Source organism: Anaerococcus sp. Marseille-P3915, assembly GCF_900258475.1.
Classification (GTDB): Bacteria; Bacillota; Clostridia; order Tissierellales; family Peptoniphilaceae; genus Anaerococcus; species Anaerococcus kampingae.
Genome location: NZ_LT984887.1, coordinates 1,267,532 through 1,287,984, shown reverse-complemented (window position 1 = coordinate 1,287,984; position 20,453 = coordinate 1,267,532). Strand labels below are relative to the sequence as shown.

The following is a 20,453-nucleotide window of genomic DNA, read 5'->3' as shown; positions in this document are numbered from 1 at the left end:
ATTTAGGCTGATACCAAACTAATAAGGCATGTGAAAGATGTTGAAATAAACGCTTTTCCCTTGATTAAAGAGCCTAAAAATTATATAATAAGTGTAAGATAATATGATTTTAAATATAAGGAATATATATAGATGTAAAAGGAGTGTTTTGTGATAAAACTCAAAGAACAATTTATTAGAAATTATTTTTATAGACAAGAAGTCTTATCAAGGAAGGGAGGGTTTTATGAAAGGAAAGCTTAGCACATTTGCTAGAAAAACCTTCGCCCTAGTCATAGCCATATCCATGTCATTTCCGACAGGGGTTATAGCAGCAGGCGAAGAAACGAAGACCTACGACAAGGCCACGTCAATAATGGGCCTAAATGAAAAACCTAATGAAGAAATACACCAGACAGGACAGTCAGACAACACGGACAAGCTAGAAACTGATGCTTACATATTGCAAGCTAGAGCAAGCTTAGCTGATGACTTAGAAAAGATATCCTATCAGGTTACAATCTCAAACAAGCACAAAGATACAAGTGATAAGGACCTAAGCCTAAAATTTACCCCAAATCCAAACTCAAATATCACAGATATTAGAGTCAAATCAGTCAAGGCCAAGATTGAAAATAAGCTAGCTGATATTGACATCAAAGAAAGGTCTAACAAAGGCGAGATATCAAGCCTAATAGTGGACACTAAAGCCTATGACGAAATAATCATGGAAGTGGAAGCAAATGTTAGAAAGGCAAAAGATGCCAGGACCTATGAGACCTTAATCGGCCTAGATGATGGAGAAAATAAGCTAGACTTAAACTACAGACTCATCACAAACAAAGAGACTGTAAGAGAAGAAAATCAAGACAAAGAAGTCATAAGCCTAGATTTAAACAAAGACCCTAGCGGGAACCTAAGGGGAGAAATCAAATCTGGCGAATTCTTAAGTTTCTTGCAAAGTACAGATGCCATTGTCTGGACAGACTATCTAGTAAATAGCAAGAGAGAATCTGAAAAGATTGCCTATGACCTAAAGCTAGATGACAAGCAAGATACTAAAAATACCAAAATCACCCTAGACTACTTTGAAAATAGCAAAGATGGATTCATCTTAAAAAAGGAATTCTCACAGGCAATAGACTATTCAAATAAGATAGAATTTGAAATTCCAGCTGGCTACATAGCCAAGCTAAGCCTAACAACAAGGGTGGACAAGAAAAACACAAAAACAAAATATTACAGCCTAAATAATAGACAAGTCAAAAACCCTATATATATAGAAGGAAATAAAGAAACTTCTAACGACGATGATGAAGAAGGCGGGGAAGATAAGTTAGATGACCACACCAACAAAGATGCAAAGGTCACAACAAAAAATGAAGACGACAATAAAAAACAAGTAGAGAAAAAAGAAGAAAATAAAACTCAAACACAAATCACAGCTAAGGATTCATCTGGTAATGATATCCAAGTGATAGAAAAAGACAAAAAAGACGAGAAGAAAATTTCAGCCCTAGCCCTAAACAAAGACAGCCTAATCACTAGACTATCTGGCCAAGGCAAACTCACACAAGAATTAGAAACTGCAATAGAAAAACTTGCTAGTGATCTTGACTTATACAATGATGGAAAGATTACAGACAGAGAGCTAAAAGACTACACCAAGGCCCTAGCAGAAAAATATAATATCGAAAAATCTGACCTAAGAATTTACCTTGAATCAATCCTATCTGGAGTAAACAAAGAAAAAAATAAGGCAGCCAACCTAAACTACGATGAAATAATCACCTATGCCTATCCAGAAAATAAAGAAGCAAGTAAAAAAGAGTCAGTAGATAAAGCAACAAAACAAAAGGCCCCAGTAGAAAATAAGCTAGAAAACCAAAAAGTAGAGCCTAAAAAAGATGCTAAGGATCAAACAAAAGAAACACCAAAACAAGTACCTACAGACAATACATCTTCTAAACCATCAAAAGAAACAACAAACAAAGACCAAGCACTAAAGGCCTACAAAAAAGACCTAGCCAAGCTAAAAGAAGCTGTCAAAAATGAAGAGACAAAAGCCAGCCTAATCGAAGGCATCAAGGGCCTATTCGGCCAAAGTGACCTAGCCAAGGCAGACAAGGAATTAAAGGCGGCACTCGCCGATGATAAAAATGGCATAGAAGAAATCCAAAATCTCCTAAATAGCTTTGAGAAAAAATACAAACTCTCAAGAGCCGACCAAGCAAGATTGATGGAAAAGAACAACGCCGCCATAGAAGCCCTAGTAGAAAAAGATAGAAACAACAACTTCAGACCTCATATATTTATGGTTAATGGTCAAAATCTAAACCTAGATGGCAAAAAATACCATATATTAACTCGATTTGATACATCAAATAAAAATGGACCTATTAGAAAAGGACAATTTTTTAATATCCATCTTGATGATGAATTAATGGTTAATAACGAAAATGAATTAAAGCCAATCTACAATGGCTCTACTGTGATAGCAAGACCTAAATATGATAGGACTAACAATACTATCAAGTATGAAATTATAAATGATATTGTCGATGATTTAAAGATTCCACTAGATATCCCAGTTGACTACAACCCATCAAAGATAAAGCTCGATGATGATGGGACCTTTACAGTTATAAACAAGGTATCAGGCCTAGGAATTACAAATCCACCAAAAGACCTCGTGCCACAAAAGGTAGATGCAAATGGAAATCCAGCTGGTTCAATCATAGAACCAGGTAGAAATGATGTAACCCAAATCATAGAGCCAGATGATGCAAACTACAAGATATCAACAGATGCTGTAGCAAATCCTGTAATAAAGGATGGCGAACTGATAGGTTACAATTGGACAATCAGAGTGTCATCAGACACAGACCTAGACAAACTTGGCTACAAGGCCAACTTTACAACAGTCAAAGGATCAGGTCTTGGAGAAGTTCAAAATATAAAAATCAATGGAGAAACTGCTGATCAATCTAAGGGTTTAACAGATAACCCTATAAAAGGAAAACTCGGCATTGTTGATTCTAAAAACCATACACCAAGCTCTGGTCTAAAAGATATCATTTATAATCTCTACACACCAACAACAAACAAGCAAGAAAAGTACATGATGGATATTTCCATCGTGCTTACTAAACAAAATAAAGTTGGTGCCAAGAGAATTGTTATAGAAGACGGCTGGCCACACAACAAGGTCAAAGAAGCAACACCAACAAGAGCTGGTATCAACAACAGAACAACCATCCTAGGCGAGTTTTCTTCAGAAAATTCTGCAAAATGGACTGTGACAGATGCATTATCAACTGGTGATGAAAGTCAAGGCCTACCTCTTGAAATAAGGAAATTAAGCGCTAATCAAGAATTCACTTCAGGTAACATGGCAGTCTATAAAATAAATGATGAAGGTATGATGGTTGAGAGGATACGAGAATCAGAAACTAACAGCATACCTGATGCAAAGACAAGACCAGAAAACAACCAACCTGTCGGAACCATAGCAGTCTATGAGTTTAATACATCTACAAATGAATCAAAAGACAAAACTATAAGCCTATCTGGAGTTGCCATTTCAAAATATCAAGATGTAAACGTAGAACAAAACTGGAACCTTGATAATGGTCTAAAAATGCCAGGAATGACATTAAAGGCAGTGAACGGATCAGGGGATGAAATCGGAAAAACTACAGTTGGAGAATCTGAAAAAGCTAACCCAGACCCAGCTACTAGAAATGTAATAATTCCAGATGTAAAAGTATGGAATATTGAGAATGGTGGTAAGTTTTCTAAAAATGATATAAAAATCAAACAAGAATTTCCAACTGGAAATACTTATAACGGAGACACAATAAATTATTATGAAAATAATAATTTTTATGACTTTAACAAAAAAGGATATTACATCCACAACAAGGCGACAGTTCAAAAAATACCAAAATTTGCAAACTTCACCCTTATAAAAAAGGATGAAAAAGGAGAGCCACTACCAGGAGCATCCTTTAAGCTTCTAGGTCAAGGTGAGGCAGAAGTTGTGACAGATAAGGATGGTAAGGCACAATTTTCGAACATTTCCCCTGGAACCTACACCCTTATGGAAACCAAGGCTCCAAAAGGCTACAAACTTAATCAAGAAAGAACTACTGTAAGCGTAGATAATGATGGAAGGATATCTACAAGCGGTTCCAATGCCGAATTGTCAGTAGGAAATAATCCAACGGTAACAGTAGCAGATCCAAATTGGCCTGACTATATGAATGCCATGCAATATGCTACTAAAGATGCTGATGGCAATGTTACAACCTACATCTTCCTAAAGGCAAATCCTGCTAGATCTGGAGAGGGAACAAATAAGGACACCAGACTTAGCCTAAGGGTAAACGGCGGAGAAATACAAAATCTTGATGATGTAAAGGTCTATGACGTAATCCCTGACTATTATAGGGATCCTTTAAGAACAGCTATGACCCAACAGACAGTTGATCAAAACTTTATAAATCAGCTTGGATCAAGTGTCTTAAACGCACCTAATAACAATAGAGTAATCAGGGGCACCCAAAATATTAAAGATCCTTATACAGGACAAATTGGTTACGAGATTACCTTACCTAAGGAAAGATTTGCAAATGATTGGGGATTCTTGGTTGTAGCAAAATCAAAACCTTTAGGTGGCGGTGCAAATACCCTAACCTATGACTGGCTAACTAGTAAAGAGACTGGAAACAACGCTAAGCTACAAAACCAAACTGTTATGCCAACATCAACAGCACAAGCATCAAAGGGTACAACTATTACAGTAAAAAATGAAGCCTTTGAAACTCGTCCAGTAGAAATCAGAAAAATTGACAAAAAAGATAATCCAATTGTCGGAGCAACCTTTGAAATAAAAGATGAAAACGGCGAAGTGATTTCTACAGTAACATCACAAGCTGCTGATGAGAAAGGCCAAAACGCAGGTCTCGCATCCTTTGGAAAACTTCCAGAAGGAAAATACACCATAGAAGAAATTTCTGCACCAGATGGCTATGTCAAATCTGACGTTATATTTGAAGTGACAGTAGATGATTCTAAGCAAGTAACCTACAAGCCTAAATTTAAAGACGGACAAGGCTCTCCAGTAAATGGTGAAGACTACTTGATAACAGACGAAGAGCAAGCCCAAGAAGAAGCTACTGCTAAGATAAATGTTGTAAAACAATCTTTAGTTATAAACGAAGGTGACTCAGGAGATATAGGTGTTAGGCCACAAGTATGGGAAGCCTATAGGCTAGAGTCTCTTAAGTATAATGCTACAATAGACCTTGAACAGTCATCACCAGGCCAAAGATTTTCTATCCAATTTGATAAAAACTTAGACTTTACCCAATACTTTGGAGAATTTCCAAAACTAAATATAGGTGGAGTCGATGTAGCAGATCCATACTTTGACTACACAACCAACAAATTGACCTATGTATTTAACGATAAGTCAATAGGAGGAAAGACACAGGCAAAAATTGAACTTAAGGGTATTATCCCATCTAAATACTATGCTCAAAATGATGGAACCTATCCATTTACAGTAACTGTAGCACCAGGTCAAACAGGAATTACTGGTCAACAAAAAATAAAAGTGGATATACCAGCAGACTACGAGCAATACGACTACGATGGTAAAAATGCCCAAGTACCACAATCCTACTACTTTAGGGATGTATACCAAGATGATAAGGGAGACTGGTATGTAGCAGTACTCGCCTACTACAACCCAGTTCATGTTAGAACAACAGGCCAAAAAGAGCTTAAATTTAACTGGCTATCAACCAACTACCAGGGAGCAACTAAGAACTTCTTTACATGGGAAGGTAATGGTAACAAACCAGCCTTCTCCCTAAGAGATGTTAAGATTTATCGTACATCACCATATATGACGACCATAAAGGCAGGTAATTTTGATAAAAAAGTCAACCTAAATATGCCTCTATCCTACGGTGTAAGGCCAAGTCAAGACCCTGCCAAGTACAACTTGGTATATTCAAAGGCAATTGACCCAAGATATGCTGTAAATAATGATAGACAAGGATCAATCACCCTAAACTACGACCCAGGCCAAATCCAAGAATGGGGAGTAATCACAAAAAATGCTCCACTAAAAATCAAGATGCCAGCAATTGACGATAAGAGCAAGGATGGTTATATCATAGAGCAGACTTTCAAGATTGATGACCTTCATAAGTTCAACAACCTATGGAGAGTCTTCTGTATGACAAATAATGACTTTAAGTCATCTTTCATCACCAGAGCCAACTACAACAAGGCAACAGGTGACCAGGCAGGTGGCGAGATACCAAAATTCTATAGTCAAAAGGTAGCACTTATAAATAAAAAGTATGTGCCAGGATCATTTAAGATCAAAAAACTTGATGAATCTGATAGGACCAAGACTCTACAAGGCGCAACCTTTAGCTTGACAGATAAAAACAAGAATACAATCTACAGGTCATCAGACGTTGACGGTATTGTAAACTTTAACAACCTAAAACCAGGCATCTACACACTAAGAGAAGAAAAAGCGCCAGCTGAACATATCAAATCTGACAAGACTTGGAGAGTAAACGTAGGTAACGACGGTTATGTAACAATAATAGAAATAGGTCTAGGCTCAACAGGAGATACCCTAGTTGGAAAAGACACTATAGAATTACCAGTTACAAACAAACCAGTAGCTACAAAATTTACAGTCTATAAGAAAGACAATGAAAATGTTCCACTCCAAGGAGCTAAGTTTAAGATTACCACAACTGATGGCAAAGAAGTGACCACAGGTACATCTGATAAAAACGGTCTAGTTTCATTTGGTAAAAAACTTGAAAAAGGAACTTATCTATTAGAAGAAGAAGCTGCCCCAGCTGGTTTCAAGAAACTTGACAAGAAGTGGGTAATAGAAATAGGTTCTGATAACAAAGCAAGAGTTTATAACTATATAGAGGGACCTGAAACAGGAACTGATGCAAATGTAAATAAGTCTATCCTAGGAGTAGAAGGAACTAAATGGGTAGAAGTTGCAAAAAGACCTCTTACAGGTTGGGTCTTAGGAGATAACAGACAAACAGGTTACTACAACAACTGGCCACAACCATTCAAACTTGGTACAAGAATTGTTGGTAAAAATACCAAAGATAAATATGTTATCCAAAGATATGTAATAAACCCAGAAGCAGATACAGTAACTTTAAATAACGCATCCATCCACAGAGAAAAACCATGGTTTTCAAACATGGAATGGTACAAGGGAAATGAATCTTACAAGATTTTCGAACTTGATAAGGCAGTTGATGGAAATGTAGAAGATATCAGACTTGAAAATTACAACCTACAAGATATCACAAATAGTGTTTCAGCTAGAAAAGCAGTCATATCAGGCGATGACAGACTATACCTAGATTTCAATAAAAGACAGACAACAAAACCTATAGTAATAGATGTAAAAATACCATACACATCAGAAGAGGGTGGTGTAGGTACAGGAATGGACCTATATACAAATAAGGGTTCATATTGGAAATCTGACTACTACGATATGGCAAACCAAATTGTAGAAGGAGACCCTGTCGTAACAAAAGGTGAAGGTGGAAACATCAAGGGAGCTTATGTTTCAGAAGGTTCACTTGATGTTAATAACGAAAAGATTGTTCAAGAATTCTCCTTCACAAAGGTAGACGACGGTGGAAACCAAACAGATGCTATAACAGGTGCAACCTTTAGTCTAAAGGGACCTAAGAAGTCAGATGATGACCCAGGCAAGGAAGTTTGGAAGAAGTCTGGCACAGACGGTACAGTCAAATTTGACAACCTAGTACCAGGTATCTACAAACTAACAGAATCAGGAGCCCCACAAGGTTATGAGAAATCCAACACCGATTGGACAGTAACAGTAACCAAAGATGGAAAAATCTATATCAGGGATAATAACCCAGGATCAACAGTTCCTGACCAAGGAGCTAAGTGGCAAAAACTATCAGCAGACCAGCCTAATAGAAACTCTAGCAATAATCCTAGCAAAGTAGCAAGCAGGATTACTGAAGTCAATAAGGCAACAGGCAGGTTTAGGCAAACTTTCTTAGTTAATAACCAACCTGAATACCTAGGTGGGTCACACATAGAAATCCACGCCCAACCAGAAAATAGAAATCTTGACTTAGATAACACTAAAATCCTATCCATTACAGAAGTGCCATATAAATCAAATATAGATAAGCTACCAACAAATGGTAATCCTATAAAATATAATCCTGAAGTAATTGAGAAAAATGGCTACAAGAGGTTAAAGATAACACCTGAAATTCCATATGGTCAAAATAAAACTTACGCAGTGACCATAGAATCCAATATCCCAAACTCTGGTGGAGTAGGAACAGGTATGGACTTCTTTAATAAGTACAATGGAGCTAATAACGGTTATTGGGGAGCAGAGTGGTATGATTCCTTAGACGCTATTAAGCTAGAAAATCCAACATCAAGCTCTACAGACAAAAACACCAGAACCTATGTAGGAAATACAGATGCCTCAGGAAGACAAACAGTAATGTATGCAAATCCTACATCAAAACCAGTCCTATATTCAAATAGAGGACTAATGGAAAGAGCCCTAGCCTTTAATAGACTAGCAAGTCCAGACACAAGGGCTTCTGACCTAAGAAATGCTATAACAGTTAATTCAATGCCAATATCTTCAGAAGATGGCTTAGAAATTGGTGATGAAATAATAGGAGACCGAGTAGGAGCAGAAGATGGTTGGGAGCCAGTTGACCTAAATAAATCAAGGGGTCAGTACTACACAAGAACTGGTGATCCTTATTGGGTTAATACTTGGATAAGTGAAGTAAATAAATCTCAAAGTAAGTTTAGGCAAATATTTGAAGTAAATACAGGTACATCCTCACCAGTGTTTTTCTTCCGTACAGAGCCTTATGAAGGAACTATAGTTGGTGGTACTCGAAACACAAATAAAACTTTTGACTTTAAAGTTAATAGTGTAACAGTCGGTGGAGTTAATACAACTTGGAAAGATGCCAAGTTCTTTGACTATAATAATGGTGGCAAGACCCTTACAGGCTACCAAATCAAACTAGATGGCTACCAAGATGGTAAAGTTCGTATAGAAGTAGAATACACTTATCCTCAAACTGGCCAGGCTGGTATGGGTATGGAATTTAGACCTTATTCATCTAAGTCTCTAATATATGCATCACAAAGATTTACAGATGCTAAGTATGTAAATATTGATGTTAAAAAAGAATTTAACATCAGCTTTAATAGGATGGTAAATGGTAGCGTATCAGCTGATAAAACTAATCCAATACCTCAAGGGAAGTCTGTTACATTAACAGTAAATCCTAACACTGGGTATGAACTAGATAAATTGTTTGTTGATGGCACCGATGTAACTTCACAGGTTTCAAATAATACCTATACCATTGCTAATATTGATAAAGATAAAAACGTATCTGCAACATTTAGGCAAAAGACTTATGAAGTAAAATACGGTCAAAGTCAAAATGGTAGTATTAGTGTAAGGGGCGGCAAAACTACTGGCCTTAAAAAAGGCGATAGAGTTTACCTTGATATCAAACCAACTGATACAAAGTATGAATTTGATAAGATAGTAATCACTGCTGATAGCGGGGAGACAGTATATTTAAACCCAACAAACTACTCTTTCCTAATGCCAGAATCAAATGTTACAGTTAGCGTAATCTATAAGACAAAGACTTACTTTGTGGGTACAGAAACCTCAACTAGTGGAGTTGTTACTATAAGTCCTACTAAGGCAGGGACTAGATATGCTGAAAAGGGAGAAACAGTTAACTTTAACGTAAAAGCCAATGATGGCTATAAGGTAACAGGCGTTGAAGTAAGACAAAGCAATAGTGTTGTATTAACTGATGTAAACTTCGACCCTAATACTGGCATGGGATCATTCACAATGCCGGACATAGCTGTAACAGTTCGTGGTCAATATGAAGAAGCGAACGAAAGAACAGCTAGTCAAGAAAAAACAGAAACTCTTAAATACACTTCTGATGTAACAGTTGATGAAAGTCTTAACCCTGGGGACAGAGTGGTAGACAAACCAGGTAAAGATGGAAGCGTAACTTATAATTACACAATAACTTTTGAAAAAATAAAAACTGGTGGACAAACTTCAGATGCAGCTGACCCAACAGATTGGCCAGCAGATGTTCTACAAGCTTTAAAGGCAGGTAGACAACAAGGCGAAAGAATCACTGCTTACACTAAAACAGAAGTTTCAAAAACAGAGCCAACTACAGAAATAGTCCGTGTTGGTAAGTCAGATGATCCAATAGACAAGTTTGAACCAGGTCCAAATGATAAGCTAATCAAAGAACCTGATAAAGCTCAAGAGCTTGTTAAGATTACCAACAAAAAAGCTGGTATTATTCCTAAGATTTTAAAAAGATCTCCAGGTGGTGACAAACTTAAAGGTGCGACTTTCACACTTCATAAGATGACTGATAGTACCTATCAGAAAGAAGATACAGGCTTTGGAGTCCTAACAGCAACATCTGATGAAAAGGGTGATGTAACTTTCAAAGACCAAGCTGGTAATGAAGTTAAGCTTCAAAAAGGCTACTACGTTCTAAAAGAAACCGAGGCCCCAACAGGCTATAAGAAAAGTACAGCTGATTGGAAGATTGAGGTCAAGGATGATGGCGGCAGAATGTATGCCGAATACCAAGGACCAGAAGCAAGTCCATCAAGCTTTATAAATGATAATGATAAGTCCAATGCAGGATATTCTGCTGATAATGCTGGTATCAAGTATAAGTCAAGGCTAACCTTTATAGATACAGAAGCTAAGACCTATATCCAAAGAATCTATATAGATACAAGGGCATACTCTGGAACAACTCCTCTAAATCTTCAAATCACACCGAAGTATAAGAGAGAAGAAAAAGATGCTGCAGGACAACACCCAGAAACTATAAAAGATGGTGTAAAGACAGCTTATTTCACAGCTTATAAATTATCAAATCCAAGTGATTTCAATAGTATGAATGACCCTGCTCTTGATAAGATTTTAAGAACTTACGACCTTTCAAATCCAGACTTATCTATGATAAAGACAGCTAGGTGGAGACCATTTGACTGGGGATTTGACGAAGATCAACTAAACCTAGAAAAAGGTGTCTATATAGTAGACGTAGAAGGATTCTATGATGATGTTATAATTACAGGCAAGTCTGATAAGGATGATAAGTATAATATCCCACAAGAAGACTTAGGTAAGCTTGACCTTCACGTAGATTTCTATGAGGGAGAAAGACACTTTAAGCAATTAGTATTTGATAAAGATCAAAATAAGTTTGTCTACAAAGCCTTTAAGGGTGCTTCCTACCAAGGTGGTGCCGAAGCTCTAAGACAAAGATATGAAGATAAACTCGTCGCAGCTGGTTACTCAAAAGAAGATGCTAAGAAAATTGCAGATGCTTGGGCTGGAGAGCATCCAGAAGGAAAAAAATATGCTAACTTTGTTGGCAAAGAAGTCGAATTAAAGGGTACTAAGTACAAGACTGGTATTATAGATCCAGATCTTGGAACACAAAAAGTTCATGCAGACACAAGAGTTGACTTGAATCCACTTTATAACTCCAAGAGCCACAAAGAAATACCAAGGGAAGGTCTTGAGTTTATAAATGAAGAAGAAACCTTCAATATTACCTTCTCTAAGCACGGTCGTAAGGATTCAAATGACGACATAAACAGCGAAAAGGTAACAAATAATAGGCTAGAAGGGGCAGTCTTTAAGCTCCAAGTTCGTGGACCAGGTGGTACCTATGAAGATATACCAGGCACAACTGTAGCATCAGCCTTCAATGGTTACTTCGGATTTAGGGGACTAAAGCCAGGTCGTTACAGACTAATGGAAGTAAAGGCTCCAGAAGGCTACAAACCAATCAAAGACCCTGTACTTCACTTCACAGTTGCCTATCAAGGTAAAATCGTTGATGGAAAAACTGGTCAGATAACACCAGGTAGAGGTGTAGTAACTCTTGAGTACAACGAAGGTAATGGTATCTTCCAATATGCACCTGATAAAAAAGGTCCTGATGGAAAGCCAATTACTCCAGAAGAAGGTAAGCTAGTCGACTATGTAACAAGTGCTACCGCCAAGAACATGGGTAAGATTATCAACGAAGTCCCAGGAAAAGGTGAGGTAACTCTTATCAAGAAAGACGGTAATAACCAAGCCCTTGAAGGTGCAGAGTTCAAGTTAACTAGAATTAGTAGAGATATTAAAAAAGACGAAGATCCAAATCAAAATGACGGAAGTCAAACAAAAACTTCTGGTAAAGATGGAAAAATAGTCTTTGACCAACTTCCAATCGGTCAATACGAACTAGAAGAGACCAAGGCTCCATCAGGCTACCAAAACAAGGGTAAAAAATGGAGATTCACAGTCGGTGGTGTGGGACTAGACCCATACATCAATGACAGTGACGTTGGTCTTAGAGATATTTCTAATAGTATTGAAATGAAATCTGATATGTCAGTCCTAAGACCAGATGGAAATGATGGAACAGAAAATGAAGGAAATTCAAAGATTCACCCACACAAGGGACACGCACTTGAATTTAAAAATTCTTTCAAGATAAAAGATGACACATCAATAAAAGCTGGTGACTACTTTACAATTAAGTTAACTGACAACATCGACCTTGAAGGAATAATGAGAGAAAAATCACAAAACCTCGACTTATTCGCAGATGGAGTAGGTACAATAGCCAAGGCTAAGTATGATAAAGAAGCGGGCACACTAACATATGTCTTCACATCTTATGCCGACCAGTATAATAAGACAGATTTTGCAAACACCATAACAGCCCATATCAACCTATATAAGGTACAAAACTCAACAGCTAATGTACAAGTTGGCATGGGAATAAAGGATACAGAATTTACTAAAAATAAAATTGCAGTAGACTATGAACTAAATATGGCAGAGATTTATGGCCTAAATATGACATCAAAGATAGTAAGCTTTGATAGGGAAAGTGGAGAATTTGTTCAATACTTCTATATCAATAGGAAGATGAATCAATCATCTGACCCTGTAACATTTAGGTACAAGCCAAGTGAAGATGTGAAAAACCTAAGGGTAGATGTTATAAACCTAAAACAAAATGGTTATAACTACTACGATTACAATTCTCGTCAGAGAGAAACAATTAATGATTTTGTAAATCGAGATATGCCAGAATCATTTGGAGTAAATGAATCAGGTGACAATCTTAACTGGCACAGCTGGTACGGTTATTACCAACCAAAAGCTGATGAAAATGTCGATATAACCCTAGGACCATATAAACAATATGATTCCTTGATACTCAAGGTGACAGGCCAGGTAGATAAGAAAGATATTTCATCTTACGATACCTATGCAAAACTATTTAATAAAGTTTACATTCGTGACTACTATGGCAATGTTACAAATGTGTATGAGCAACCATTTGTAGAAAGAACAAACGGAGTTCGTATATTTGAAAATAAGACCACAGCGAGTGCTAAGCTTGAAATAGAAGCAATCAACCCTAAGAATGAAATAATCTTCAAGAAGATTGACCAAGAAGGTAAGATTCTACCAGGAGCTAAGTTCAAGTTAACTAAGTTCTATGAAAAGCAAAATAAATGGATTGAAGTTACTGGTTCAGAAAATGCTTCTGACGATAAAGGTCTAGTTCATTATGAAAAATTAGAACCAGGTAAATATGCCCTAATAGAAACCGAAGCCCCTGAAGGCTACGCTAAGATAGAAGGACATATCCAAGAATTTACTGTAGGCGAAGATGGTGTAATCACAAGACAAGTTGTCAAGGAAAAGCCAGTAGAAAAGCCACAATCATTAGTAGCATCAATAGGAGTAATGGTAGGCTCGGTAGCAAGTGCTATAACAGGAGATGCGAATACTGAAACAGTGATAGAACCTGTAAGTAAAGAGCCAATAAATGTAATCAACTACAAGGAAATTGAGTTCGAAAAGGTTGATGCCAATGATAAGTCTAAGAAGCTTGAAGGTGCAACTTTCGAAATCCATTACAAGGATAAGAAGGATGGCAAGTACGCTGCCCTTACTAAGAAAGTAACAGAAGAAGGAAAAGAAGTTGATAAACCAATCAATGTAACATCTGGAAAAGATGGTAAGTTCAAACTTCCAATATCCAAAGATGGTTACTATGCATTAGTAGAAACAAAGGCACCAGATGGTTATTCTAAGATACCAGGCAATATTAGGGAATTTAGGCTTGAAAATGGCAAGGTTCAAACTCTTGAAAAAGACCCAATAAAGGCAAGTCATAAGACATCTACTAAGGGACAATTTACAAGTGAAATTTTATCAGTAGAAAAGGATAAGAAGACATTCAAGCAAAGGATAATCATTAACCCTAAACATGAATCAATGACTATCCCATCTTATAACTCTTATATCCGTATTAAGGAAAATGACTGGAAGATAACACCTAAATACAAAGACGCTCTAAATAAGCAAGTTGGTATAGGTGGATTAGTCAATGTAGCTATTCTTAAGAAAGGCGGAAATAAAACTCTTGCTAACTTAGAAGAAAATGACTACAAGAAAGTCGATGCAATTTCCTTTACAACTGCAGGCAATATCACAGGTTCAAGGTATGGACTAAAGGATATGCTTGGTACAACAGATACGACAGATAAAGCTATTACAACAACAGATGCTATTGTAATGGAATTTACTGGTAAGCTTGATGACAATAATGAAACAGGCATAGCAGATCAGCTATTTGAATTAGTCTTTGACTCATCTACAGATGATAGTGTTAATGATAAGCTAGATGTCAAAGCTCTAGCTGAGAATAAACCAATTTATGCAGACCATGATACAAAAAATCCAATCCAAGTAGAAAATAAAAAAGCAGAATACCCATTCACAAAGAGTGTGGGAACAGCAATTTTCACAGCTATCGGATTGTTCTTCATGGTTCTTGGAGGCTATTACTACTCTAGGAAGAAAAACAAAGGATTAGAAATTGGAAACAATTGATAGTCTGAAATAAAAAAATATTTTTACTGACCCCAGTCTGGTGCCTGCCAGAAGGGGTCAGTTTTTTGTTGGGGATTTGATCAATGGATACAGCTATCATCGATGTAAGCATATAACCTATGATAAAAAGAACCAAGAGATTTCTCACATACGTTCGAAATGGGAGGGGTGCTGTTTCCTAATTTTATTTTAATTCCATGGTATGATATTTTCCTTTAAAAATCCTTAAGAATCTAAGCCTAGCATTATACAAAAATTCTTTCGGGCTAAACAGTTACCCCACCCCGATAGAGCTTGCGACGAGGGGTCTCCATAGTTTATTATATATAGGGATTAGTACCTACACCGGGCCATGTAAGTACTTAATCTAAATAAAAAACTTCCCCTTATCAGATAAATATAATATAATAAAAGAAAAGGAGTTTAAATATCATGTACTACGTCTATATCCTAATAAACAAAGATAATTACAGAACCTATGTCGGCCATACCCACGACCTAGCAAAAAGAGTATGGGAACATAAAAATCACGTAGATCCAAATTCTTATACAGCGAGATATAATATTACAAAATTAGTATATTACGAATACGGAGAAGACTTTTATGCCACAAGGACTAGGGAAGATCAGATAAAAGGCTACGGACGTAAGAAGAAATTTGCCCTTATAGAATCCAAGAATCCTTATTTTAGGGAATTATATTATGATTTGTTTTGAGTTTTAAAAGGGGATGGGTCTCGTGGATTTGTATATATAGGAATTTGTCAATACATCGTGCCATGTAAGTACTTTATTAAGTATAGACCAATCATCGATGTAATCACAGAACCCTTAATAAAGAAAACCATGAGATTTCTCGTTACACTCGAAATGGAAGGGGTGCTGGCGCCACAGGTGATTTTAATTTCTTAAGTATAACGCTACCCTCACAAAACTATTAGGAATTTAGCCAACCACGGACCATAAACCCCTACGGACCCAAGGAACTCCCCACCCCGAACGAACATAGTGAGGAGGGGTCTCATCAGTAAAGTTAATATAGGGATTAGCATTTACATCGGGCCATGTAAGTACTTCATTAAGTATAAACGGATCACCGATGTACTTACATAACTACCCAATAAAAAGAACCATGAGATTTCTCACATACGTTCGAAATGGGAGTTGGTGCTGGTCACTTACTTTTTCTTAGAATAGATATTAATTTAGTTTATGTATAAGGAATACTAGGAACTGGAGTATAACTACGAACTACATTTCTCCCCACCCCGGCAGAGCTTGTGACGAGGGGTCTCATGGATTTGTATATATAGGGATTAGTCAATACATCGGGCCATCTTTATCCTTAATTACTTTACAAACACAAAAAAGCCGCCAGGATCAATTACGCTTCCTGGCGGCTTTTAAATTTCTATTTATTTTTCTTTACTTTCTTCAAAAATTTTTCCTTTATTTCATCTACTCCATCGACTCTTAGGGCGAGTATTATGGCTAGGTAAATAGCTCCTGCTAGGGCTATAGTAACCATGAGCCAGAGATTGTCTGGTCTTATTTTGTAGAAGAAATTAGCAAATATTCCAAGCACTACTCCTGCGATAGATATCTTGCCTATATTTTTCATTATATATCTCATATCAAGCCTGCCAAAGTATTTGACATACATGAGACTTGCCAGGCCTACTAGGACAAATTGGCTGAAGGTTGTGGCCATTGCTAGTCCCATTAGGCCATATCTCATTCCTAGGACATAATCTAGGATTACATTGCAGATTAGCTGGCAGAAGGAGATTATGGTTGGGATTTTGGTGTTTTGCATGGAGAAAAATGATAGGTACAAGAGATCTGCTATGGCTGGTCCTATCAGGTAAATCGTGTAGGCAAAGAGGACGTCTGCTGTTCTTATCATATCCCCATAGGAGAAAGCCCCTCTCATGTAGACGAAGGAGATTATTGGCCTAGATAAGACCATAAGGCCTACCAAGGATGGGATGAAAAGGATCATAATTTTGACCATGGTCTTTGATGTTATATCTTTCATGCCATCCAGGTCCTTATTTGCAGCCAGTCTTCCCACAATTGGATAAGCTGTGATTTGGAAGGGTACGATGAAGGTCGATGAGACTATCCTTAGGATTTTAAGAGCGTAGTTTATAACTGACACACCACCGTCGTTTGCTACGATAGATGCAAAGGACTGGTCTACTATGGTTGAGATGTAGACTGCTGCCATTGAAAAAATCGTAGGTATGGATAGAACTATGAGCCTTTTTACATCTTCTGATATTTCAAATTTCACCCTGGTTCTTTTAAAGCCTACCGCCTTTATCCTTGCTGGAAAGATTATAAATTGGAGGAAGTAGGCTAAAAATATGCCTACTGCCATTATATAAATATTTCCCTTTGACAGAGCCACTGTGATGGCTAGGATCACATTGAGGATGAGGAGGGGGAGGGCTGGGGTTATGAAGTCTCCCTTGACTTGTAAATATGATGAGAAGATGGCTGCATAGATATTTGGGTACATGGTAAGTATTACTGCCCTCATAAAAAGGCTTGCTATCTTTAATTTGTCCCCATCATAGCCTATGGCAAAGATTTTGACCACGTAGGGTGCAAAGACTAGGCCAAGGATGGTGATGACTGTGCACAAAAATAGGGAGAAATTTAATAGGTCATTGGTAAATTCATCTCCAGCCGAATCTCCTCTTTCCTTGCTGACCCTGGAATAGGTCGGGATATAGGTTTTGGATAGGGCGTAGGTTATGACTGAAAATATGAGGGTTGCTGCCGTTGTTGATGTATTGAAGGCATCTGTTATGGCGCTTGTCCCATAAAAGAAGGAGAAGATCATTTCCCTGACGAAGGAAAATAGCTTGCCCACTAGGTTTAGGACCATAAGTATTAGTGTATTATTCATATTTCCCCCTTCTTTTTTTAGTAAAAGATAGATAAGCAAATCCCTGCTTATCTATCAATCTTTGTCTTATTTTTTTCATCTAATTATCCAAGAATCTCTTCAAGAATTCCTTTGTCCTTTCGTTTTTAGGATTTTCGAAGATTTCTTTTGCACTTGCTTCTTCTAGGATGATTCCCTTATCCATAAAGAGAACCCTGTCTGATACATCTCTTGCAAAATCCATCTCGTGAGTTACTACTACCATAGTCATACCACTTTTTGCAAGACTTGTCATTACATCTAATACTTCTCCTACAGTTTCTGGGTCTAGAGCACTGGTTGGCTCATCGAAGAGTAGGATTTCTGGATTCATACAGAGGGCACGGGCTATGGCTACTCTTTGCTGCTGGCCACCTGATATCTGGCTTGGTTTGGCATTTATATACTTATCCATGCCTACAGATGCTAGGTATTTCATGGCTGTTGCCCTTGCCTGGTCTTTGTCGATTTTTAGGACCTTTTCCTGGCCTATCATGCAATTTTCTAGGATATTTTTGTTGGCAAAGAGGTTGAAGTTTTGAAATACCATACCCACCTGGCTTCTGTACTTTCTCCTGTCAAAGGAGTGGTCGAGGATGTTAGAACCTTCATAGATAATCTCTCCGCTTGTAGGCTCTTCTAGGAGGTTTAAGCACCTTAGGAGGGTGGACTTACCAGATCCTGATGAGCCGATTATTGTCACAACCTCGCCCTTTTTGACTTCTAGGTTGATATCCTTTAGGACTAGGTTGTCACCAAATTTTTTCTCTAAATTATTTACTTGAATTATTGACATTTGTTGCTCCTGTTGATGATTCTAGGATAAAGTCCCTATCGTTAAATCTTCTTTCTATTAGAAGGAGGATTCTTGTGATTGTAAAGGTTAGTACTAGGTAAATTACCGCTGTTATGAGGTAGGTTGGGAAGTATTGGTAGGTTGATCCAGCTACAGATTTTGACATGAAGAATAATTCTGTCACTGATATTACATTTAGGACTGAAGTATCCTTGATGTTAATAACAAATTCATTACCAAGAGATGGCAAGATTGTCTTGATTGTCTGTGGCAAGATTATGTGGACCATGGCCTGAGAATTGCTCATGCCTATTGCCTTGCAGGCTTCAAATTGGCCAGCATTTACCGCATTTATTCCACCACGAACTACCTCTGATAGGTAGGCCCCTGTATTGATTGATACTATGAGGATGGCTGCAAACATGGTCGATAGGTCTATATCAAAATATTGTTTTAGACCGTAGAAGATGATTACAGATTGAACCATCATTGGTGTGCCTCTAAAGACTTCTACATAGATTGAAAGTAGGGCATTGATGAATTTGTGGAAATAATAGCCGATTGGATTTGTCTTTTTATTTACATCTATTCTTCTTATTACAGCCACTACTAAGCCTATGATAAAGCCAAGTATTGTTGAAATTATAGCGATTAGGAGGGTATTTACAACACCCTTTAGGAAGAGGTCCTTATATTGGTTCCAAATATCCTTCACTTCCTCAAAGAAGGTCTTGTGGACTTCTTCTGCTGTTGTAATTTTTACCATTTCGGTCATGATTTCATCTTGGACCTTGTCTATATCTAGGTCCTTGAGGTAGGCATTGACTTCTTCTGTCATTGGAGAGCCCTTGGCAAGGCCTACTGCAACTGTTGTGTCATCATCTGATGTCTTGAAGTTTTTATCATCGTCAAATTTGATATAGGTAAGCTTTGGATTGGATGAAATAGCTGATTGGGCACCGGCTTCTTCTGATACATAGCCATCAAGGGTGCCGGCATTGGTTGCAGCTATCATTGTAGGGAAGGAATCCATTGGCTCTTGCTTATCAACTCCCTCCATCTGGTCGACTACGTCGGCATGGAAGGTGCCAAGCTGGCCTGTAATCTTAGCTCCTTTAAAGTCATTTATAGACTTAGCATCCTTGTATTTTGAATCTTTTGGCACTACGACTACCATCTTAGCCCTATAGTAAGGTAGAGAGAAGTCGATTTGCTTGCGTCTTTCATCTGTTGGGCTCATACCAGCAAGGATTGCGTCGATTTTACCGCTGGTTAGGGCTGGAATTAGACCGTCCCATTCGATTTTGTAAATCTCAAGCTTCTTGCCCAAGTGTTCTGCAATTTTTTCTGCAAATCTCACATCGTAGCCGTTGGCGTATTCTCCAGGCGAATTTGCTACTGGATAGCCGCCATTTTCGTCATTAGTTTCTGAAAAGTTGTATGGGGCATAGTTTACCTCCATGCCAACTCTTAGCACATCTTCACTTGCATGAGCATTTCCTACAGGTATAAGTAGGATGGCAGCTAGCAAGGATAAGAAAAATCTCTTCATAATAAATCCTTTCATAATAATTTTTTGTACCATCAAAAAAGCCCCTATTATCCGTCTTGGATAATAAGGGCGAAAATCGCGTTACCACCTTAATTTATGTATTTTT

At 37.6% G+C, this 20,453-nt stretch carries 5 protein-coding genes and 1 other annotated feature (1 of these 6 cut by a window edge); of the genes, 2 read left to right on the top strand and 3 right to left on the bottom strand.

Annotated features, from left to right (window positions below; translation table 11 throughout):
* Positions 1 to 226: 226 nt before the first annotated feature.
* Positions 227 to 15,064: a SpaA isopeptide-forming pilin-related protein gene (locus tag C8269_RS06280; protein WP_234025843.1), complete on the top strand. Its 14,838-nt coding sequence runs from the start codon at positions 227 to 229 to the stop codon at positions 15,062 to 15,064.
* 432 nt (positions 15,065 to 15,496) lie between these two features.
* A complete protein-coding gene (locus C8269_RS06275) occupies positions 15,497 to 15,781 on the top strand; it encodes a GIY-YIG nuclease family protein (RefSeq protein ID WP_106460863.1) in 285 nt (94 codons plus the stop codon).
* Between the two features lie 694 nt (positions 15,782 to 16,475).
* On the opposite strand, the gene murJ is transcribed toward C8269_RS06275, so the two are convergent.
* The 3 genes from murJ to C8269_RS06260 all read right to left on the bottom strand — a co-directional run bounded on the left by murJ (position 16,476) and on the right by C8269_RS06260 (position 20,347).
* Complete coding sequence (gene murJ / locus C8269_RS06270) at positions 16,476 to 17,981, bottom strand: murein biosynthesis integral membrane protein MurJ (protein WP_106460862.1); 1,506 nt, start codon at positions 17,979 to 17,981, stop codon at positions 16,476 to 16,478.
* 79 nt (positions 17,982 to 18,060) lie between these two features.
* Positions 18,061 to 18,795 (bottom strand): amino acid ABC transporter ATP-binding protein, encoded by a 735-nt coding sequence (locus C8269_RS06265; RefSeq protein WP_106460861.1) that lies wholly within the window; start codon positions 18,793 to 18,795, stop codon positions 18,061 to 18,063.
* Entirely contained in the window at positions 18,773 to 20,347 is a 1,575-nt protein-coding gene (locus tag C8269_RS06260; RefSeq protein WP_106461143.1) for an ABC transporter substrate-binding protein/permease, read from the bottom strand. The genes C8269_RS06265 and C8269_RS06260 overlap by 23 nt, the downstream gene beginning before the upstream one ends.
* A 62-nt stretch (positions 20,348 to 20,409) precedes the next feature.
* Positions 20,410 to 20,453: a binding site (T-box leader), on the bottom strand; it runs 184 nt beyond the window's last position.

Excerpts from the sequence above, each read along its gene's own strand:
- C8269_RS06280 (WP_234025843.1), top strand. The coding sequence starts at position 227 with ATGAAAGGAAAGCTTAGCACATTTGCTAGAAAAACCTTCGCCCTAGTC.
- C8269_RS06275 (WP_106460863.1), top strand. The coding sequence starts at position 15,497 with ATGTACTACGTCTATATCCTAATAAACAAAGATAATTACAGAACCTAT.
- murJ (WP_106460862.1), bottom strand. The coding sequence starts at position 17,981 with ATGAATAATACACTAATACTTATGGTCCTAAACCTAGTGGGCAAGCTA.
- C8269_RS06265 (WP_106460861.1), bottom strand. The coding sequence starts at position 18,795 with ATGTCAATAATTCAAGTAAATAATTTAGAGAAAAAATTTGGTGACAAC.
- C8269_RS06260 (WP_106461143.1), bottom strand. The coding sequence starts at position 20,347 with ATGAAGAGATTTTTCTTATCCTTGCTAGCTGCCATCCTACTTATACCT.